Source organism: Paraflavitalea devenefica, from assembly GCF_011759375.1.
In the GTDB taxonomy this organism is placed as follows: Bacteria; Bacteroidota; Bacteroidia; order Chitinophagales; family Chitinophagaceae; genus Paraflavitalea; species Paraflavitalea devenefica.
Genome location: NZ_JAARML010000001.1, coordinates 1,617,093 through 1,639,120 on the forward strand (window position 1 = coordinate 1,617,093; position 22,028 = coordinate 1,639,120).

The 22,028-nt window shown below is 46.0% G+C and carries 16 protein-coding genes; 10 read left to right on the top strand and 6 right to left on the bottom strand.

Features of this window, described 5'->3' with window-relative positions; all coding sequences use genetic code 11:
- Positions 1–119: 119 nt before the first annotated feature.
- Entirely contained in the window at positions 120–2,822 is a 2,703-nt protein-coding gene (locus HB364_RS06655; RefSeq protein WP_167287083.1) for a TonB-dependent receptor domain-containing protein, read from the bottom strand.
- Between the two features lie 59 nt (positions 2,823–2,881).
- On the opposite strand from HB364_RS06655, the gene HB364_RS06660 reads away from it, so the two are divergent.
- Together HB364_RS06660 and HB364_RS06665 are read left to right on the top strand one after the other, a co-directional pair.
- Entirely contained in the window at positions 2,882–3,208 is a 327-nt protein-coding gene (locus HB364_RS06660; protein WP_167287084.1) for a hypothetical protein, read from the top strand.
- 20 nt (positions 3,209–3,228) lie between these two features.
- Positions 3,229–4,350, top strand: a complete 1,122-nt coding sequence (locus HB364_RS06665; RefSeq protein ID WP_167287085.1) for a GNAT family N-acetyltransferase — start codon at positions 3,229–3,231, stop codon at positions 4,348–4,350.
- A 57-nt stretch (positions 4,351–4,407) separates the two neighbouring features.
- On the opposite strand, the gene HB364_RS06670 is transcribed toward HB364_RS06665, so the two are convergent.
- The 3 genes from HB364_RS06670 to HB364_RS06680 all read right to left on the bottom strand — a co-directional run bounded on the left by HB364_RS06670 (position 4,408) and on the right by HB364_RS06680 (position 9,567).
- Positions 4,408–5,505, bottom strand: a complete 1,098-nt coding sequence (locus tag HB364_RS06670; RefSeq protein ID WP_167287086.1) for a fatty acid desaturase family protein — start codon at positions 5,503–5,505, stop codon at positions 4,408–4,410.
- 153 nt (positions 5,506–5,658) lie between these two features.
- Complete coding sequence (locus HB364_RS06675; protein ID WP_167287087.1) at positions 5,659–8,310, bottom strand: glycoside hydrolase family 9 protein; 2,652 nt, start codon at positions 8,308–8,310, stop codon at positions 5,659–5,661.
- A gap of 9 nt (positions 8,311–8,319) precedes the next feature.
- On the bottom strand, positions 8,320–9,567 hold the full coding sequence (locus tag HB364_RS06680) for a serine hydrolase (RefSeq protein ID WP_167287088.1): 1,248 nt from the start codon (positions 9,565–9,567) through the stop codon (positions 8,320–8,322).
- A 112-nt stretch (positions 9,568–9,679) separates the two neighbouring features.
- Between HB364_RS06680 and HB364_RS06685 the strand changes: the two genes are divergently transcribed.
- A complete protein-coding gene (locus tag HB364_RS06685) occupies positions 9,680–11,152 on the top strand; it encodes a hypothetical protein (protein WP_167287089.1) in 1,473 nt (490 codons plus the stop codon).
- Positions 11,153–11,806: 654 nt separating this feature from the next.
- Positions 11,807–12,115 carry a hypothetical protein gene (locus HB364_RS06690; protein ID WP_167287090.1) on the top strand — a complete coding sequence of 103 codons (309 nt, stop codon included), beginning with the start codon at positions 11,807–11,809 and terminating at the stop codon, positions 12,113–12,115.
- 70 nt (positions 12,116–12,185) lie between these two features.
- Here HB364_RS06690 and HB364_RS06695 read toward each other — a convergent pair whose 3' ends face one another.
- Complete coding sequence (locus HB364_RS06695; protein ID WP_167287091.1) at positions 12,186–12,620, bottom strand: GNAT family N-acetyltransferase; 435 nt, start codon at positions 12,618–12,620, stop codon at positions 12,186–12,188.
- Between the two features lie 82 nt (positions 12,621–12,702).
- Here HB364_RS06695 and pdxR point away from each other — a divergent pair, with 82 nt between their 5' ends.
- Both pdxR and HB364_RS06705 read left to right on the top strand, forming a co-directional pair.
- A complete protein-coding gene (gene pdxR / locus HB364_RS06700) occupies positions 12,703–14,175 on the top strand; it encodes a MocR-like pyridoxine biosynthesis transcription factor PdxR (protein ID WP_167287092.1) in 1,473 nt (490 codons plus the stop codon).
- Positions 14,176–14,566: 391 nt separating this feature from the next.
- Positions 14,567–16,609, top strand: a complete 2,043-nt coding sequence (locus HB364_RS06705; RefSeq protein ID WP_167287093.1) for a DUF3857 domain-containing transglutaminase family protein — start codon at positions 14,567–14,569, stop codon at positions 16,607–16,609.
- Between the two features lie 44 nt (positions 16,610–16,653).
- Here the strand turns inward: HB364_RS06705 and HB364_RS06710 are convergent, their stop codons facing one another.
- A complete protein-coding gene (locus HB364_RS06710; protein ID WP_167287094.1) occupies positions 16,654–16,980 on the bottom strand; it encodes a hypothetical protein in 327 nt (108 codons plus the stop codon).
- A gap of 425 nt (positions 16,981–17,405) precedes the next feature.
- Here HB364_RS06710 and HB364_RS06715 point away from each other — a divergent pair, with 425 nt between their 5' ends.
- The 4 genes from HB364_RS06715 to HB364_RS06730 all read left to right on the top strand — a co-directional run bounded on the left by HB364_RS06715 (position 17,406) and on the right by HB364_RS06730 (position 22,009).
- Entirely contained in the window at positions 17,406–19,292 is a 1,887-nt protein-coding gene (locus HB364_RS06715) for a serine hydrolase (RefSeq protein WP_167287095.1), read from the top strand.
- 99 nt (positions 19,293–19,391) lie between these two features.
- Entirely contained in the window at positions 19,392–20,774 is a 1,383-nt protein-coding gene (locus HB364_RS06720; RefSeq protein ID WP_167287096.1) for an aldehyde dehydrogenase, read from the top strand.
- Between the two features lie 113 nt (positions 20,775–20,887).
- Entirely contained in the window at positions 20,888–21,478 is a 591-nt protein-coding gene (locus HB364_RS06725; RefSeq protein WP_167287097.1) for a glutathione peroxidase, read from the top strand.
- 21 nt (positions 21,479–21,499) lie between these two features.
- On the top strand, positions 21,500–22,009 hold the full coding sequence (locus tag HB364_RS06730; RefSeq protein WP_167287098.1) for a hypothetical protein: 510 nt from the start codon (positions 21,500–21,502) through the stop codon (positions 22,007–22,009).
- The last annotated feature ends 19 nt before the right edge of the window (positions 22,010–22,028 follow it).

A 22,028-nucleotide genomic window follows, 5' to 3' on the forward strand; every position in this document is an offset into this window, starting at 1 on the left:
CCGTAATATTACGAATCATTCGTAATATCGTTAATGGTAATTTCAAAAGATGACGTAAAATTTTGTTAAAAGGTTGGAGAAGGATTGATACTTAGGTAGTTCTGTCTGGTACCAGACTATTATTTACCAAACCGTTTCAGGTTATAAATAAAGCTTACCAGGAAATACTGCTGTAATACCTGTACCTGTGTGTCTTCAATATAGGTGGGTGTAACACTGCGGAAAATGCTGGTATTTTGTTTCAGCAGGTCATAAACGGCCAGGCGCAATATTCCCTGCCTGTTCTTAAACAACTGGTAATTGGCAGCCATATTCCACATAGTAACGCCTTTGGGGAAACCGGGCGCTGTACGGCTGTTATAATTGTACTGGATATTATTTTCAAGAATAAGCCGCTTGGGCCAGTTTAAAAATGCATTCATGGTAAGTGCCTTGGTAATATTCTCTGCCTGCTGTGTTTGCTCTATGGAATACCGGCTGTCACTATACCGCATAATAAAAGTAGGCATCAGGGTAAGCAACTCTTTGAATGTATAAGTAAGCCCAATGCGTTGGGACAGGTTGTAAGTTTGGGTGATATTTTCCACCTTATTGGTAAAAGAAATATTCCTGTTATAATAGCCATTATTGCCCAGGGTAAGGCGCAATGACCAGCCCTTTTTCTTCCAGCTACGGCTGAAGCTGAGATTATACGATACGTTGTAATTGCCATCTGTATTTACCGGCCTGCTTATCTGCACACTGTCGAACCAGGTTTCATAAATAATCTGGTTATTCACAGTACTAAAACCTATGCCGGCATTCCAGTAAGCCTTGCTATTATACTGCTGGAGGTTAAGGTTAATATTGTGAAAAAATGAAGGCTTAAGATCAGGATTGCCTAACCTGATATACAGCGTATTGCTGTTGTCGGGTACCGGTTGCAACTGGTCAATGGAGGGCTGCTGGCTGCGTCCGCTATAATTAAGGTTGATATTGCCGGTTTTGCTGAACCGGTAGCCAATATTGGCGGAAGGGAAAAGATTTGTATAGTGTTGTACTAATGAATTCTTCGCTTGTTCTGATACATTTTCCTGCTCAAGCCATTGCACGCCCGCGCCAATAGTAGCATTGAGTTTATTCTGGTTGTACGAGAATGAAATATTGGGCGTATGGGAAAGATTGCGGTTTCTGAAAGCATTACTGAATAGGGTATCCCGCTCGTCATATTGCCCCGTAAGCGGATTGAACCGGTTTGTGATCTTGTCTGAATGGCCATTGCCACTGCTATAATTATATTGGAAGATCAGGCTTAATTGTTTGGCAAGCGGTTCTGTCCAGGAGGTAGAAAGGCTGAGCATATTATTAGAAGCTGTCGTATTACTCTGCTGGTCCAAAGTATCTGCTGTACTGCTGCCATCGGTTTTATAAAATACAGTCCTTCCATCATTCTTGTCCAATGCCAGGCGGTCATTGTAATTATAATTCATGCTCAATGTAAAGCCCCTTCCCTGCTTATTCAGGCGATGCCCAAAAAACACTTCCAGTCCGGTATTCTTATCGTCCGACCGGCCGGTAAATGTATTCGTGGCTGCATTAATGGGATCCCCCTTGATGCTGGTTGAAAGTGCGTCATTGGCTGTAGTAGACTTATTGGCCGAAGTGTTGAAAAAAGTATTTACATAAATATCCGTCATACTGTCGGGCTTATAGTCAATATTCACATGCACCCGGTGGCTTTCATTATTATTGGCACTGTTGGTAGAAGAGTTATAGAAAAAAGTGGTATCGGGCAGGATATTCTGCCTTCTTGCTTTAATCGTGTTCGTCATTGCGCTGTTATTGTAAAAATAACTGCCATTAATACGCAGTTTTTTGCTGAACTCGTTGCTGAAATTCAGCCCTGCAGCCCTGGTTTCTGTAATGCCGCTGCCGCCACCGCCAAAACTGCTGGAAGGCTTACCCATCGAAAAGTCGCCACCTGAAAAACTCTGCCGGTTGGTATTATTGGCAAACCCGATGAAATTTAATTGCAGGGGGCCATTGAAAAAATTAATGCTGGCGCCGGATTCATACCGCTTGTCCGATCCATAACCGGTGCTGACCCTGCCAAACAGTCCTTTTTTCTTGTCTTTTTTGAGCGTGAGGTTAATGGCCTTGTCCTCATTGCCAGTGGTGATCTTATTAAACTGGGCTTCCCGGGTCTTATGGTCTACCACCTGTACCTTATCAATAATATCCTTCGGCAGGTTTTTGGAAGTAATCTTGAAGTCGCTGCCAAAAAAGTCTTTGCCGTCCACCGTGATCTTGGATACTTTTTTACCATTAATAGTAATATTACCCTCCGCATCTACTTCTACGCCTGGCAACTGCTTCAGCAGGTCTTCCACCACCCCGTTCACAGGTGTTTTAAAAGATCCGGCATTGAATTCCAGGGTATCTTTCTTGATCATAACAGGAGGCCGCTGGGCCGAAACAATGATCTCCTCCATTTCGGAAAAAACCTTTCGTAACTGGACCGTATTAATAATCAGTTCCTTGGTTTCCGGAGAAATGATAAAATCCTGTATATGAGTGTTAAGTCCGCTATAGGATACCATTACCCGGCAGGGCTTGGCCTGGGGTATCTCTTTAATCAGGAATTCCCCCTTTTTATTGGTAATACCATAATTGATCAGGGTGGAATCGGCAACCAGGAAAATGGAAACGGTAGCCGCTTCTACCGGCTGGCGGCTGGCTGAGTCAATGACAGTACCTTTGAGGTTGGCATAACGGGTACGCTGTGCCTGGAGTTGGGAAAATAGGCATAAGGTAAACAAAATAAGACCAGCAATAGAACGCATATTCTATCGGATAAGATTGGTTCCATTGCAATTGAGGACCTTACTTAAAAATACTCATTTTGGCAGAACAGAACAACATATTCCTGGTACAACAGCAGTTGTCGGCAGAATTTAACATTCAACCGGTTGCCCGTTATGAGGATTGGATGCGGGAACTGGCAGCAGTCATCAATTACCTGATCCAAACCGACTTTACCCGGCTGGTAAACATCCTGTACCGGCTTGATGTAAGCGAGCTCCGCCTCAAACAATTATTGCAACAGGAGGCAGGTACCAACGCCGGCGAACTCATCGCTACTCTCATAGTTGAGCGGCAACTGGAAAAAATCAATATCAGGAACCGGTACCGGACTTCAAACGATATCCCTGATGACGAAAAATGGTGAATAATTCCTAAGTTCGCCGAATGAACGTGATTGAGGTTAACAATCCCCGTGCAGCCCGTCAATTTATTGACCTGCCCAAAAAGTTGTATAAGGACGATCCCAACTGGATAAGTCCGCTGGATAATGATGTGGAAGCTGTTTTCGATCCTTTGAGGAATGTTTTTTTTGAGCATGGCGTATGCACACGCTGGCTGCTGTATGATAACAATGGCCAGCTCATTGGCCGCATCGCTGCTTTTATTAACTATGAAAAAGCCTATAAGCATCCGCAACCTACCGGTGGCGCCGGCTTTTTTGACTGTATCAATGATATAAAAGCTGCTCACTTATTGCTTGGTACCGCCAAGGCCTGGCTGCAGGGACATGGGATGGAAGCGATGGAAGGACCTGTCAACTTTGGCGAGAACGATAAATTCTGGGGATTGCTCATAGAGGGATTTAAGCCCCCCAGCCTGGGCATGAACTACAATCCTCCCTACTACCAGCACTTTTTTGAGTCCTATGGATTTGAAAAATCCTACGACCAGCTTACCAACTTCCTGGACATCACCGTGCCATTCACAGAACGCTTTACCAAAATAGCCGACTGGGTTATGAAAAAGCCCGGTTACTCCTTTCGTCATTTTGATAAAAAGCATTTTGTCAAATTTGCCGAAGACTTCCGCGAGATCTATAATGATGGCTGGAGCACATTCGATAACTTCACGCCTATAGAAATGGGCGTTATTAAAGAATCCTTCCGCCAGATGAAAGCCATCATGGATGAAAGGATCCTGTGGTTCGCCTATTACAATGAGGAACCTATTGGCTTTGTGGTATGCCTGCCGGATATCAACCAGGTATTGAAACACGTGAACGGCAAACTAAACCTCTGGGGCAAGCTAAAATTCCTGTGGTACAAAAAAACAATGACCATAGATCGTCTCCGCATCATCATCCTGGGTTGCAAAAAGAAGTACCAGAACCATGGCATCGAATCGGCGCTCATCCGTTCCCTCCAGTTGGAAGTAGTGCCCCGTGGCACCGTGAAAGGGGTGGAGCTGGCCTGGGTGGGTGACTTCAATGATAAAATGCTGGCTATCCATGCTGCCACTGGCGCTAAGTTGGATAAAGTACACAGAACCTATAAGCTGGTATTTTAATTACTGTAATTACAGTCAGGCTGAATTTTTCATGCAACAGTCAGGATAGCTTTCTATTTACATAGTCTCTTCAAAAATATCTTCCGTTGCACCATTATGTTTTAACAGCCGGTAATGGTTCAATAAAGAAGTACCCAGCGGATATGACTTATAAGGAAGATCATACCGCGCAGCATACTCCTTGAGCAGGTTGGTTACTTCGGGGTAGTATACATGATTTATATTGGGAAACAGGTGGTGCACAACATGGAAATTAAAACAACCCATGCAAAAGCGGGTGAACCAATTATCCGATTGTACATCATTCGTTGTTGTAAGCATATGCATCATCCAGTTATGAGGTAATTGATTATTTTCATCCGGCAATGGGAACGCTGAATGCGTATTGGCATGCGGGCTCAGCAATACGATCAATGAAAAAATACTGGCTGTAAACATCATCACGCAAAAGCCAGCTATCACCTTCATCCAGCTTATAGACAATACCCAGTGGGGTAATACAATCAGGTAAAAGAGAAAGAAGGCTTTAAACAAGAACAGCTTTATATACTCTTCCTTAGGTATCGTTGTCAGCTTCCATACTGTTCTCTTCTTATTGAAAAAATCTTTAAAGTCCCTGATCAGTAGCCAGTTCAAAAGATAAAGCGGGTACAACAAAGGAAGATAAATATGCTGATACCTATGTATCCGCAAGCGCTCATCAGTGGGGAATATACGGGCCAGTTTGCTTTGTTCGACATCTGTATCCCAGCCGCTTACATTGGGATAATTATGATGGAACCGTACATGCCGCATACGCCAGGTATAACTGTTGGCCCCCATCACATCAAACAGGTATACATACCACTCATTAAGTTGCTTGCTCTTGAAAATAGTGCCGTGAACGGCATCGTGAATAATATTAAGAAAAATAACTACCAGTAATAGGCCCAGTCCGAAATAACCTGCATACAGGACCTCTGCATTATTTCCCCATATAAGGAGTGAAATGTAGATAAGAATATACAAAACGGGGAACAACAATGCTTTCAGCAGGATGCCGCTTTTTCGCATTGGTTCCAGTTGAGCTACAAGGGCGTGTACATCCTGGCGCAACTGGTGGAAGATTGTTTCATGGCCACTTTTCATGTATTGGGGCCTGGTAACCTTTTCCATGATCATACACTTTTAAATCCTGTCTATACTTCTGCGCTGGCTGGGGTTAAAAGTGCATGGCGTGTTAAAAACGCCCGGCGAAATCCTATAACTGCAACAAATTGAAATTGTTCAATAAATGGCGACAAAAATCAGGCCCGTGGAAGTCAAATGCTATATTGAGGATAGTAATTTGTCTATCCTTACCATTTCGTAGCCAGCCCCTTTGAGGTACCGGATCAGCTCCGGGAGGCGGTTATATAACTTGTCGGTGCGTTGTGGGGCGGTACCAATATGCAGGAGGAGAATAAAGCCGTTAAAGGCGTTGGGCGACTTTTCTCCAAAGGAATAAATGGACCGGAGAATAGCATCACTGCTGCGGTAATTCTTCTGATCGGGGGTTGTGTAATCGGCATGGCTGATAGTGCCGGGTGTATAACTAATGAGTTGAAACCCTTGCTGTTTGGTCCAGGATACAATAGAATCATTATACCATTCATAAGGCGGCAGGAAATAACCTGCGGCCGCAGCACTGATGCCAAATGCTTTCATAATGGCATAATTATTACGCAGGTCTGTATCAAATTGCTGCCGGGTTACCAACAGGCTGTCACGGTCCTTCCAGTCGCAATACAGCAAATGCTGGTCGCTATGCGCACCCAGGTAATGGCCGTCCTTCTTCAGTTGCCTGATGGCTGCACCGAAAGCCGGCTCCCGGTAAAAGCGACCGGTTAGAAAGAAAGAAGCCTTAATGCCCTCCTGTTGTAAGGTAGCAGCGATCGTACTGCCGCCATCCCCAAACTCATCGCCGGTAAATACAAGCGCCAGTTGTCGCTTACTGGTATCGCCCCGGGTAATAGCCTGGTAAGGCTTTACTGCACGCTCTTTCCCGGTGGATGGAGGTGCCGCCTTTCGCAAGGGAGCAGTGGATGCTGCTATTTCTTTATTGAGACCGGAGTAACCTCTCAGCTTTACTTTTTTTTTACCTGGTTGGGTATTGCCCTCTTTAGGTACAGCTTTACGATGCTGCTCTTTGGCTGCCAGTAAATAGATCAACGAGGCGGTACCGTCCATCGTAGGCTCATTGGTGCTGTAGTCGCCATAATCATCATGGTACACCACCAGGCTGCTCTGAAAGGGAGCATACTCATCGGGCTCATGCAGGGTGATCCCGATCAGGTTCTTATAAATATTTCCATATACAGGCCCGTCAACGAGACCGCCATCAATGGGGTATTGCTTCAGGTGAGTAAAGGCCGAATGAGGGTCAGCGGGTGTGTCGCCCCAGGATGGTAGTCCATACACCATACTGGTGCCCCAGGGATTACAGCCAAACAGCCAGTCAAAATTGGCCTGCTCCAGCTCAAGGTATTTCGTATCACCCGTCAGCATCCGGTACCAGTAACATTGAATAGCAAAAGAAGTGGTAAGATTATTACTGCACCATATAAACGGGATGCCCCGGTAAAAAGCATTGCCTTTCGCCTTCTGCCATACCTTCTCAATACCTTGTTTGTAATAATCTGTGAGTTCTTTCCTTGGCTTGCCTTCCAGTTGTTTGGCCAGCTCATAATGGCCTGCATTAATAAAGGGGTACCACTGATAATGCCGCGCTGTATCACCGCCCAGCCAGGGAGTCAGTTTTTCTATCTTGGCATATTGAACGGCTTCCTGTAGCTTACCGGCATCGGGTGCGCCGCTTTCTACTCGCTGCATAAAGCCGATGCTGGCCGCCGCCAGTTCCATATCATCCGTCCAGTTATCTTCTTCATAAAAATAGGGCGATCTGCCCGGGGCCGTTTGGCATACGCCCGGTTTTTGAATGCCCAGGAGATAGGCCGATAAAGCCCTTTCACGCAGCTTATTTTTATAGGCCGCATCCTCCTCCATCGTTTCATAGCCCAGGGCAAAAGCGCTGGCAAATTTGCCAGCCGTAGAGGCTACGCCTGTAGCCCGGTTCTTGTACTTCAATAAACCTTGCGGCTCACCGGTGGCAAAATAAACCGGCCGTTCATAGCCCTTGCCATAAAAACTATCTTCTTTGGGTATACGCATACCGGCATGGTCGCGGTCATCCCCCAGTTGATTAAATAGCCAGTCTTCGCGGGGATGCATTTTCAACAACCAGTCCAGCCCCCATTTGGCTTCATCCAGTACATCAGCCCTGTTATTCTTGCCGGCAAGTCCATTGGCGGTATGCTCATCACCAAATACTTCCGGAAAATCCCGGTAAGCAGCCAGCAAATGCCAGGCAGCGTTGGCCGAGGTGGTGGCGTATTGCAGGTAGTCAGAGGCATCATGCCAGCCACCGGAAACATCAATATGGGTGCTGTCGGGCATCGGGCCATACATCGTATAGCCGTCATGGGTATGGCAGGAATCTTTCAGGAAAGGGTTAAAGCCACTTCGCTGCTGGCGCATATAGCGCAGGCAAAAATCGGCAGCTCCTTTATACACATCCTTTCCGATAGTGAACTCAGGAGAAACAGCGTCACCCGCCCGTATAGTATACTTGCCTGGCCTGGTAAAGCGTGAGAAATTCAACCGGTAGGTTTGTGCAAACGGACCATAAGCGCCCAACGCGGGGCCCGCATTGCCCTTAAACACCGTTGCCCCGCTGGAAACTTCTGTAACATAAAAGGCGGTAACAATTTCATCCTGCTTACTGCACCAGATAGCTGTTTTAGGACCATCTGGCTGATAACCCAGTTGGTTAATGCGTATCCAGCGGTCGGCTTTCTGTGCCTGCCCGGAGAAAGACAGGAACAGACAACTTATTGTCATCAAGGCAATGGAGCAGTAATTGATAAGGCGATACTTCTTCATGTCACTTTATTAATCCTGGTAATTGAGCTGAAACTTCCTGAGATTGGGTTGGTGCTTACGCGGGCGTGTTAACTCATACTGGTAAATAAGCTGGCCGGTTTCCTTAAAAATGGGATAACCCACCTGCTCGTACTCATACTTATTGTCGTTCAGGATACCATCACTGTTTACATAGATCACACCGCTCAGCATAAATTCCACCTTATGCTCAAAATCCACGATGTAAGTTACGTCAGTCAGAAATCCGTACGACCAACCTGTTTTATTAAAAGCCCTGATAGAGGGCGGTATACGTCCCCGGTCTGCTTTGAAGAAAAAGAACTTCGTATAGCTCTCAAAAAATTCCGTCGTGTCATATTTAGGGTGCTTGCTTTCCCGGGGTAATTCAGACATATAACGGTACAGGAACCGGTAATCATCCTCCGTTAACCTGAACCGTTGTTGTGGTTTTACCGATTCGGGGAACAGTACCGACTGGGCTATCTGTTGAAGGTCTTCCAGCGGTATATTATTGTGGGTGGTAAAATCCATAGGCTCATTAATAAGGCTGTCGTTCCTGTTCCAATGTCCTTTACCGGTCAGTATTTTCTTACTGAAGTCAAAAGGCGTGGGGTTATAAGCCGCAGGCTGTTCATAAATCAGCCGGCCATCCTGTATAAAGCGGATGGCATTGGTATGGCGGTTCTGCTCTTCATTCATCGTTACAAAGCGGCGGGTAATGCGGCTATCTGTATAGCCTTTTTGCCATAGCTTCTCATTCAGGGTTTGCTGACCTATAAATTCATATAGACGGTTATAGGCATCATTATCGCTTACCAAAAAGATCTTGCGGATATACTGGGCTATTGAAGGCAAGCCATTGGCGGCGGAGGTATCGGTCAATACCCTGGTTTGCCGTTCATAACTACTGTCGGTAAGCATGGCTGTATACTTATTGACGCCTTTTTTCTTCAGCTCATTTAATTTCTCCAGGGCTGCAAAAGCTACCGGCATCTTTACCATGGAGGCAGGATTGAAATAACGGTTTCTGTCTACGTTCAGAAAATAATGCTTGAATTGCGGGCGGTTATGTTTATCGCGGTCTATCTGTGTGTAGATCAGTTGGTATTGGAAGTTGTCGGGTTTATTCAGTACATGCAGCAGGAGGGGAGAAGCCTGCTTGCGAAGCAATTCCTCCAGCCAGGGATCGGTTTTTTGCCGGGCGGCAGCAAAAAAACACAGCAATAAGCAGCCCTTGGTTGCAAGAAAACGTTTCATTGGGAAAAGATACGAAACGCCCGCATTTAATGCAGCTTTTGAATAAGCAAAAATGGAGTTTATATTTTCGTCGTATATTGCCGGCGTTGTAAGCAATTAACCCCTAAACAGTATGAATAAGAAATTCTTATTGATTGCAATTATATTTATTTCAAGCTTCATTGCCTATTCTCAAACTCAGAATTCACTTTCAAAAGATAGCTGGGTTGTTGAGCGTACGGTAAGCAATAACAGAAAGTCTGATGGTGGATTTAGTAAAGCTATAGTGCGTTTTAATGATAGAAGCATTGCCGTATGTACACGCTATTCTAAAGGAGATTGTGGCGTTGTCAAAATCAATGCCGAGGGTAAGATCCTGTGGGAAGCTCCTGTAAAAGGATTTGTAATTGCATTATCCAAAATGGATGATAGAATTATAGCTTTTTATTCACCTGAATGGAAGAATGTATTTGATGAGCATGTAATCAAAAAAATATATGCGGTGAGCATATCGGCAGAAAAGGGCACTATTATAGAAGAAAAAGAAATCTTTTCCAATGCTACAGAGAATTTTATCGATGTTAAAATAAATACAAACCCAGATGAAACGCTAAGTCATCTGCTTGTTCGGTATACTGATTACAAAGGCAATAGATTCTTGTCGGTTAATACAAAATACTCTAATCTTAGAGCTACCAATAACCTGGAACTAATTTCTGTGAATAAAGACCTCAGTGTTAGTGTTCAAAAGCTTAATTCTGGATCAATAGGAGGGGCTTTTTTGACTTGCACCACTATGCAGGACGGTTGTGTCGTAGTGATAAGTGAGAATGAAGGAACCCTAATAGCTGAAAAATTCCGACAGGCAAATCCTGCACCGGTTTCAAAAATTACTACAAACGCGAATTTTATAAATAGGGGGGATATTGATGCTTATTTATGTGCAGACTTAAAAGATCAGGACAAGCTATATCTTTCTTTCCATTGTAGGGAACTAAAACAGGGTAAAGTCTTGAAAGTATTTGGGATTGACTGGAAGGCTCAAAAAATATTCACTAACAAGATTGGATTAGACAAAGATTTTAAAGAGTTGCTAGAGCAACAGAACGGGAAACTCTCAAAAGGGATTCGCAAGCATACAGATGATATTTATCCTATCGGTTTATTGTCTTCTGGTGACAAGATCGTTTTGATAAACCAGGTTTATTATTGGAATCTTCCTACTAAAGGCGCAATGGTACATTTTTTTGAAGATATTGTTTTGTCTGTCTTTAATAAGCAATTGGAAAACGAAAGTAACATAGTGTTACCAAGGGAAATTATGACTCAGTATAGTAGAGGTCAAGGTGTAGGAGCTGAGATTATTGGCAATAAGCTGTATATAATGCACAGTGATTTTGGCGGTGCAGATTTTAGCGAGGTGAACCTGTCGAGCTTTAAAGTTGAAAAAACTTATACTGTTAGTAGAAATATAATGCCTGGCGAAAAAGAGTATATACCTGGTGATGCATTACTATGGTATTATGGCGATGTGCTGAGACCTTATTATTCGGGCAAGGATATTAGTAAATCATGGGTAGACATGATGTTGAAAATCATAGAATAAATGAATCATTTGCTATACTATCCATACTTTACTGAAGTTCACTTCCAAACGAATGAGGCTAAAGGAGCTACCTAACCTGCTGATAAAAGAAATTACAATTCTGGGGAGAGCTCTTCCTTAAGAAAGGATAATTGACTATGAGGGAGATCCCTTGGTTGCAAGAAAACGTTTCATTGGGAAAAGATGCGAAACGCCCGCATTTTATAATCTTTTTAACACAAAAGCTCGCGTATGCCAGCCGCTGTTGCTGTTACGCTGGATTATTTTTCTTATATTTATCATAATGTCGGGCGCGTGCAAACATATTAATTCGATGTACTGCGGGCAACTGTTGCTGGAGTCGCAAACACATTGTGCTTGCCTGCTTTTTAATTTCGGGAAGAAGTCTAATTATTTTCCAACTTGTAAAGACTTTCATAATTAGTCCCCGGCCTTCATACAACCATCCAGGCTGGGGTCAACGCTTTTCTACTTAATTTAACTTAAAAGATTTCAGTGGCCATGACTTAAATGGTAGACTGATACTATTGGTGCATTATAAGACTTAGACTGCCGAATCTTTTTGCAGGCATATCTAAGAATTAGCGGCTATAATACCGGTAGTTGTGTCAAGGCTGGTATGCACCCTTCTATGTACAATGAAAAAAGTGAATTATGGCAAGTAAACAAAAGCCGGATTCTATAAACGGGGTACTGATACTACCGCTTGTTTTATTAAATGCAATTGTAATAAAACATAGTTATACAGAAAATGCGCAGTGGTGGTGGCTACTCATCCTTACCCTGCCATTATTGCTATTGATCATTAAAAATAACCGTAAGAAAAAACGCCCGGTGGTGCATGATCATCCTGCTTTAGGGCGTGTGCGTTATTTCTTTGAAACCGGTCCGCATAAAAAAACAGCCAGCCGGGCGCACCGGTCACAATATATCCGTTTCAAAGTCTTTTCAAAAGGCCGGTGAGAAAGGCTAAACCGGCAAAGCAGGAAGCTCTCATCTTCCTGCTTTAACCAGAGAAATCCTGACCGCTTTCCTACAACTTCCATGCAAAATGATGCGAGCTCAATACAAATCCTTTCTGTAAATACAGGCGGTGGGCTGTTTGCCGGTGATAGCCGGAATCGAGGTGTACCCCCGTTTTACCGGTATCTTTGGCAAGCTGGTACACATAATCCAGCAACTGACTGGCATACCCATGACCTCGATAACCGGGCAGGGTGCCGAGATCATCAATATAGATCATCTTACCGGTATGCAGCATCTGCAAATTGCGGTAGCCGGCAAAAGACACTGCCTTGTGGACATCGCCTTCCTTAATCCATACATAGATCATCTGGTAACTATCCTGCATCATCTCTTTCACCTGCTGCAGGTAGGCTTCCGGGTTGGGCAGGTGGGGACGTAGTTCTTTTACTACCTCCCAGCAATCCAGGATCTCCTGGTCGCTTTGTGCAAAGCGTATTTCCATGGCTATACTTTTTAACTCCACAAACTTATACCTTCTTTGGACTACCTTTATAGTCCAGATTAAACAAACTGGGTAGTCCAGCATGCTGCCGTTCCAAACACTCATCAGCATAGATAAAAAGACTTCCATGCCGGTATACCTGCAGGTGGCCAACCGGCTGATAGCCCTCATCCGCGAAGGGATCATCAAGCCTGGCGCTGCCTTGCCCGGCAGTCGTGAAATGGCGGCGCTGCTGCAACTGCATCGAAAGACTATCGTGGCGGCGTATGAAGAGCTTTACACGCAGGACTGGATACAGACCATTCCCCGCAAAGGCGTTTTTGTGGCGCAGCACCTGCCCGAAGTAAAGCCCCGTAAATTCACACAAGGGGTAAGCATACCACCGTATGCAGGCAATACCGGTTTCCCCTTCAGCCGGCAGCTCTCTTTGCCAACGCCGGCTACCAGGATCATAAAACAACGGTTAGTGATCAATGATGGTTTCCCCGACATGCGGCTGGCGCCGATGGACCTCCTGCTACGGGAATACAGAAGTCTCATCAGCAACAAAACGGTTCAGGCCGTGATGGAGCGCCCAGATCCAGCCGGTGTATATGCTTTACGCGAAGCCATGGTGCCGCACCTCACCACCACGCGCGGATTAAGTATACAAACCAACAACATCATGATCACCCGCGGTGCACAGATGGCCATCTATCTGGCGGCAAACCTCTTACTACAACCGGGCGATTATGTGGCGGTGGGAGAGCCTAACTACTACATGGCCAACCTCGTTTTTGAGCAGGCCGGCGCCAGGCTCATCAAAATACCGGTAGATGAATATGGGATGGACATAGATGCCCTGGCCGCCGCCTGTAAGAAAAAGAAAATACGAATGGTATATGTTATACCACATCATCACCATCCCACCACGGCCACGCTCAGCGCCAACCGCCGGATGCAACTGCTGGAATTGGTACGACAATACAAACTGGCAGTGATAGAAGATGATTACGACTTTAGCTTTCATTACGATTCGGCGCCCATCTTGCCACTGGCTAGTACGCAGCACGAAGGCTGTGTTATCTACATTGGATCTGTTACCAAAGTAATGACGCCATCAGCGCGGATAGGATTCATGATAGCGCCGGAAAACTTTATCAAACAAGCCATCTACCTGCGCAGGCTCATTGATCTCAGGGGCGATAACCTAATGGAAGCCGCCATGGCCGCCCTGCTCAGGAATGGCGACATAAGCCGGCACATCAAAAAGTCTAACAAGGTCTACCACCAGCGGCGCGACCTCTTCTGCGCATTGCTCGATGAGCACCTGTCTGGTGTTATCAATTACCGCAAACCGGCAGGCGGCATGGCCATCTGGGCACAATTCCATCCAAAACATCCCCTGCCTGTCGTGGCTGCCCGGGCCGCAGAAATGAACCTGTTCATGAATGACGGTGCCTCCTACATCACAGGCAAAACCAATTACAATGCCCTGCGCATCGGCTTCGCCTCCCTTAATGAAAAAGAACTGCAGGAAGCGGTTAGCATCCTGGTGAGGGCCACCAGGAAATAACGCTATTGGGGTAGTGTATTAGTTTCCAGGTCCTATCTTCCTGGCCTCTTCTACCTGCTATCCTAGGGTCATCCTGGGGTCATCTTAGGGTCATCCTAGGGTTTTCTTAAGGTTTAAACCCTAAGATTAGCTTAAGATAACCCTACCTTAACCCTATAAAAACCTTAGAATCAGACTACCCAATGAGGTTGAATTAGCTGTCATCCCTGTCCAAAGGACTCCTTCGGAGAACTTGTCGAAGGGTGTCCAAGGGGAAACAAACACATCTTGAAGGGGCTTCGACAAGCTCCTGACATCCGTTTCTTAATTCAATGACATTGTTATTTTATCCTGATACTCTGAATACTACAGGAAAACCTCTAATTTGTAACCCTATTTTAACCCCTGCAACATGAAATCGCTATTCCGGGCTTTGCTCATCGTAAGCCTTTTTCCTGGTACCCTGTCGTTCGCGCAAAACACCAAACCCCGTATGGAAAAAGAGCCGGCCTGGGTGATCATTCATACACCAGCCTACAACAATACACAGCTTGACCAGGAGGCGGAAGGTGGTTATGTAGACCTCATTTTCGATAAACAGGTATCGGTTGGCAAACAAGCTACCTACTACAAGCGGGCTATCAGGATCATCTCTGAATCGGGCGTGCAAAATGCTTCGGAGGTAAGTGTGGATTATGACCCTTCCTACAGCCAGTTGATCTTCCATTCCATCAACGTTATCCGTGGTGGTGAAATCATCAATAAATTACAGCTATCAAAGATCAAGACCATCCAGCAGGAGAGTGAGCTGAACAGGCACCTGTATAATGGTTCACTGTCTTCTGTACTCTTCCTGGAAGATACCCGCAAAGGCGACATCATTGAATACAGCTATACCATTAAAGGCTTTAATCCTGTATTTAAGGGCAAATACGCTGATATGCTCACCACCAGCTTCAGCGTGCCTATGTACAACCTGTATTACCGCATCCTGCTACCCAAAGAACGTAGCCTGCAGATAAAGAACAGCCTCACCGATATAACCTATACCACCACTTCCACCGCACAGGAAAACAGCTATGAATGGAAGCTGGAAAAAATACCGGCCCTGCACCTGCAGGATCGTCTGCCTTCCTGGTATGATCCCTATTCCATGATCATGGTGAGTGAATACAAAGATTGGAAAGACGTAAACGACTGGGCGCTGCCGCTCTTCCCTTTTGGCGGAAAACTATCTCCGGCATTACAGAAAAAAGTAGACGAAATAAAAAATGCTGATACGGCCGTAGATAAACGCATCCTGGCCGCGCTTCGTTTTGTACAGGATGATGTACGCTACCTGGGCATTGAAATGGGGCAGCGTTCACACCGTCCCCACCATCCCGATAAGGTCTTTGCACAGCGTTTTGGCGACTGCAAGGATAAAAGTTACCTGCTCTGCACCATGCTCAGGGCCCTGGGGGTTGATGCCAGGCCCGTGCTTATCAGCGCCACGTATAGAAAGACCATTGGCGACTGGCTGCCTTCTCCTGCCGTATTTGATCATGTAACCGTATGCGTGCAGCATCGTGACCGTACCTATTGGTTTGATCCAACCATCTCCTATCAGCGCGGTAAGCTGCGCGATATTGCCTATCCCGATTATCAGTATGGCCTCGTCATTGGCGATAGCACCCGGTCGCTCAGGGCCATCACGCCACAACAAAACAAAGGATTGGTAGATATCAAGGAAGAATTTACTATACCCGATATGACCGGCGCAGTAATACTGGTGGTAAGAACTACTTATTCCGGCGCATTTGCCGATGATGTACGGGATGATTTCAACAGCAGCAGCCTCTTTGAGATGCGCAAAACCTTTCAAACCTTTTATGCCGGCTACTTTGAGAAGATCAGCATTGACAGCCTTACTTATACAGATGATGAGCAGACCGGGCGGTTTACTACCCGGGAGTATTATACCATCAAAGATTTTTGGGAACAGGATGGAAGCGTCAAAAAAAGCTATTTCTCTCCCTTTGTCATCAATAGCTTATTGAAAAAACCGAAGGATGCCAACCGCACCATGCCCTTCTACATCAACTATCCGGCGAGGTACCATGAAGAAGTCATCGTTAACCTGCCGGAAGACTGGAGCTTCTCCGACCTCATGGAAGAAATGAAATGTGCGGCCTTTTCTATGCGTGCCCACGCAGTATACGGAGGCCGCAAATTGAAACTGAAATATGAGTATGAGAGCCTGAAAGACCATGTATTACCTGGTGAAGCGACAGCTTTCTTCAAAGAATACAAATCATTTGAAGACAATGTGAGCTACGTGCTCAGCAAGAGCGATGCAGCAGAAGCGTTGGCCTCATCTCCGGAGCAAAAGAAAACCGGTACGAATACCGGTTTCATCATCATTGCTGTCTTGCTCATTAGTGGACTCATTTTATGGTGGACACAAAGACGTTGAGTTTTCCTCTCAACATCTTTGTGCCGGAAAATAACCATGGCTGCTTACAGCACCAGGATCAATATGAGAATGATCAGCAGGATACCTGTTAGTGAAATATAAACCCCGCCACGGCCAATAGCCCTTGCTTCTTTATTCAGGTCTCTTACCTCCCGGCGAAGCTCCTTGCGTTCAGCCCTGGTAAGATTGGATCTGTCCATATCACGGATCTCTTCCACCCGGCCCTTGATTTCTTCCAGCCTTGCTTTCTTCTCTTCTGCTGTCATACGGGCGATCTTCTCCCTGCTGAAGTCACTGGCGGTAGCTGTTACAGGCAGGGTACTGGTGGTGATCAATAGTGTTATGGCTAAAAAAAAGATCTTGTACTTCATGTTAATAGTTTATTGTTTCTGTAAGCAAATCAATGGCCCGCTTTCAATCTTCACAAGTCTGCTATGGGCAATATTCCTGAATATCATGTGTTTGCTTGTCATGGCTTATTCTGCCACCTTCTTATCTGTAGCATTATTTCTACATTGCCGGCTGGTACTGCTTTATCACCCGTTGATGCCTTTAATTTTTGGCACTATTTTTAAGACTATTTAGGTCTACTTACGCTATTGGTGAAAGCAAAGGGACCTGGATGCAGGCCTGCCTTTCACCAATTTTTTTTATTTTAAGCCTGTTTTAAAACCTACGCGTTTAAGAATTACCGCTTTGGAGTATTGTAACCGGCATCCCGCATAGTAGCTTTGCATTCGTTCGCGGATAAAGGGTCCGCTTACTGTAACAATTACATCACCTAAAACTTGCTTGTATGTTAAAGATTGCTTGCCTCTCTGGCGCCCTGGCGATTGCTTCGCTGGTGGCATTTCCACAGGATTGGGTAGCCCGGCATGGATTGTCTTCGGCTGCTTATCAGTCAGAAGTAGATAAATGGATCGCTAAAGGATACCGTATTGCTGAAGTGAGTGGTTACGGTAACAATGGCCAGGATAACTATGCGGCCATCTTTGAAAAAGTAGCCAATTCCCCGGCCTGGGTAGCACGACATGGGCTTAATGGAACACAATACCAACAGGAAGTGGATAAATGGGTAAACCAGGGATACCGTCCTGTGCAGGTAAGTGGATATGCAGCAGGCGGCGGTTCAAAATATGCGGCCATCTTCGAGAAATCGCCCAATGCACCCGGCTGGGTGGCACGGCATGGGCTCAATGCCACACAATACCAGCAGGAAGTAAACAAATGGGTAGGCCAGGGCTACTATCTTACCGATGTCAGCGGGTATACTGTAAACAATAACGATTATTATACTGCCGTCTTTGAAAAGCCGGCCACTATTCCCGCCTGGGTAGCGCGGCACGGGCTTACCTCCGATCAATACCAGGCAGAGTTCAACAAATGGACGGCACAGGGTTACCGGCTTAAAAAAGTAAGTGGTTATTCCTTAAACGGACAGGCCAGGTTTGCGGCCATCTTCGAAAAATCAGGCTCCGGCGCCTGGGCCGCCCGCCATAACATGACGGCACAACAATACCAGGATGAATTTGACCGCTTCTTCTATATGGGCTATCGTCCGGTATGGGTCAATGGGTATACCGTCAATAACCAGAGTTATTATGCCGCCATCTGGGAAAGTAAAAACGGCTTTGACATGGATGAGCTCAACCAGGTAGATGCGCTGGTCAAAAAATTCATGCAGGATTACAGCGTGCCGGGCGCTTCATTCGCTATTGCCAAAGACGACCGGCTGGTACTGGCCAAAACCTATGGCTATGCAGATAAAGAAAAAAATGAAGGAATGGCTCCCCGTCATCGCCTGCGTATCGCCAGTTGCAGTAAACCGGTTACTGCTACAGCCATCATGAAACTGGTAGAGCAGGGAAAACTAAAATTAAGCGACAAAGTATTTGGCAGCGGTGCTGTGTTAGGAACTACTTATGGCACGCAGCCTTACAAAAAATGGATCACTGATATTACTGTACAACATTTGCTGGAACACCTGGGAGGTGGCTGGACAAATGATGGCAATGATCCTATGTTCAAGAACGCAACCATGAACCATGCACAGCTCATCACCTGGACCCTGGATAACCAGGCGCTTAAAACGGAGCCCGGCACCAGCTATGCCTATAGCAACTTCGGTTATTGCATATTGGGCAGGATCATCGAAAAGAAAACCGGGCAGCCTTATGATACCTGGGTTAAGAACAATGTGCTGGCCAATTGTGGTATTAATACTATGGAAATAGGCGGTAATACCCTGGAGCAACGTAAAGCAAACGAAGTAAAATATTATGATAGTGGTGAAAGTCCCTATGCCAGCTACATGAACGTAAAGAGGATGGATTCACACGGTGGCTGGATAGCTACACCTGTTGACCTGGTGCGCTTCCTGGTGCGGGTAGACAAATTCACGCCCAAAGCCGACATCCTCAAGGAGCCCACGCTAACAACCATGTTCACTGCGCCGGCAGTAAGCACCGGTTATGCCAAAGGGTGGTCGGTTAACAAATGGGATAACTACTGGCATGGCGGCAGCCTGCCCGGCGAGCAATCCATCATGGTACGTACCAGCGGCGGCTATTGCTGGGCTTTCATAGTCAATACCCGCAGCAACAACATCGGCGGGGCAATGGATAAACTGATGTGGGATATTAATGGCGCCATCAAAAAATGGCCTTCATTCGACCTCTTTTAAGCAGGGTACTTTTCATTTTACAAGGGGCTTCCGGCAGGGGAGGCCCCTTTTTTATAGGGCTATGTTCAAATAATAAGTAATTTCATTGGGCATATAACTATGAATAACGAAAGGCTAACCGATGCGCTGCTGCTTATGCGCCATTACTATGATAGTGGGGTAACCAGGTCGTACAGGTTTCGCAAGGAGCAATTGCAACACCTGAAGCGGGCATTGGGTAAGCATGAAGCGGCATTGCACAATGCCTTATATGCCGATCTTAAAAAAAGCCCGGAAGAGAGTTGGGTGACAGAAACGGGGTTCCTGCTCAGTGAACTCAATGCCACACTCAGAGGATTACATTCCTGGATGGAGCCGGAGCGGGTAGGCACCAACCTTGTTAACCTGCCGTCTTCCAGTTACATTATGCGCGAGCCATTGGGTATCGTATTGATCATGGCGCCCTGGAACTATCCGCTACAACTGCTCCTGGCGCCATTAATAGGCGCTATAGCCGCCGGCAATTGTATCGTGCTGAAGTCAAGCGAACTGGCCCCTGCCACATCGGCCGTTATGAAAACCCTCATCGAAGAAACATTCCCTAAAGAATACATCTTATACATCGAAGGGGATGGTGCGGAAGTAGTTCCACCCCTCATGCAGTCGTTTCGATTTGACCATGTTTTTTATACCGGCAGCACGGCTACCGGCAAGCGCATCTACCAGATGGCTGCCGAAAAGCTCACGCCCGTAACATTGGAGTTGGGGGGCAAAAGCCCCTGTGTAGTAGAAAGCGATGCCAACATCAAAGTGGCCGCCCGCCGCATCGCCGTAACCAAATTCTCCAATGCCGGACAAATGTGCGTGGCGCCGGACTATGTGCTTGTGCACAGGTCTGTGCACGATGTATTCATAACTGCTATGAAGCAAACCATCCGGCAATTCTTTTCTGATAACCCCGCCGGCAACTACAATTACGGAAAGATCATCAACCAGCGGCATTTCAATCGCCTTATACATCTATTGAACAGCGGTCAGATAGTATATGGCGGACAGCATGATCAGGCCAGCCTCTATATAGAACCTACCTTGCTGGCACAGGTATCGCCGGATTCGCCCGTCATGCAGGAGGAAATATTCGGCCCCATCTTACCGGTAATTCCTTTCAATACTATGGAAGAAGCAAAGGTCATCATCAACCGGCATCCCAATCCATTGGCCTTTTACATCTATTCTTCCGGGAATAAAAAACAACAAGCCTGGCTCGATCAGGTGCCTGCCGGTGGCGCTTGTATCAACAATTCCAGTTGGCACTTCACCAATCATAACCTTCCCTTTGGCGGACGTGGCGCCAGTGGCACAGGCGCCTACCATGGCCGCAACAGCTTTGAAGCATTCAGCCACCGGAAGGCCGTCATGAAAACACCCACCTGGTTCGATCCGGATATCAAATACCCGCCTTTCAAAGGAAAGCTGAAATTGTTTAAATGGATCATTCGCTGAGTATGGCCCCAAAGCACAAATACCGGTGGTTTAAAAGAACTATCATTACCTTGGTATTGCTATTGGTGGCTTTTGGAGGATATGTAGCGTACGTTAGCAGAAACACACCGGACATGACCATGAGACAAAAAATATTAAAAGCAGTGTACCCCCTCATGATGGGGGTAACAAAGCTGTTTGGAAAAAATAACAAGACCATGATTAATCAACTGGGAGTAATAGCGCCACGGTCGGTATATGATCTGACTGTGACCTTAAACAGTGGCGATACCCTGGCCCTGTCTTCCCTGCAGGGTAAAAAGATATTGCTTGTCAATACCGCCAGCGATTGCGGGTACACCAACCAGTATACCGATCTTCAGCAACTCTATGAGCAAAACAAGGATAGGCTCGTTATCATTGGCTTTCCTGCCAATGACTTCCATGAACAGGAAAAAGGGAGTGATACAGAAATTGCACAGTTTTGTAAAGTCAACTTCGGGGTCAGCTTCCCATTAGCTCAGAAAAGTGTGGTCATCAAATCGCCGGAGCAGAACCCCGTATTTGAATGGCTTACCCATAAGGACCAGAATGGATGGAATGAGCAGGCGCCTTCCTGGAACTTTTCAAAATACCTCGTCAATGAAAAGGGAGTACTTACCCATTACTTTGATCCCTCCGTATCGCCCATGAGTAATATAATAACGGGCGCCATTACCAAATAATACTATTAAAACACCAATGCTATGCTTACCAAAGCGGATATAGAGAAATACTTCCTGGCCGAGAAGCAGGTGGGACTCATCTTCATCATCATTGGTGCCCTAGCCATCGCGTTCGCTTTCGTTTTTTTCTTTGTATTGCGCAACAACTTCTATAAAGGGGCCGCTATTCCTTTATTATTGATAGGATTAATTGAGCTCACCATAGGCTTCGTCGTCTACAAAAGGAGTGATGGCGACCGTGTCCGGAACGTCTATGCGTATGATATGAATCCGCAGGAATTAAAAGAGCAGGAGCTTCCCCGCATGCAAAAAGTGAATAAGGGCTTTACGATCTATAAGTGGGTCGAGATGGTGCTCATCATTACAGGCATAATACTAATAGGCATATACCGCTCCCGGCCCGAAAAAGCCTTCTGGTTTGGCCTGGGCGTTGCCTTAACCATCCAGGCATTGCTCATGCTGGGCGCTGATTACTTCGCAGAAAAACGCGCGAAAGACTACACTTCAAAGCTGCAGGCATTTACGCAATAGATGCCGCTCGTAGCTCACG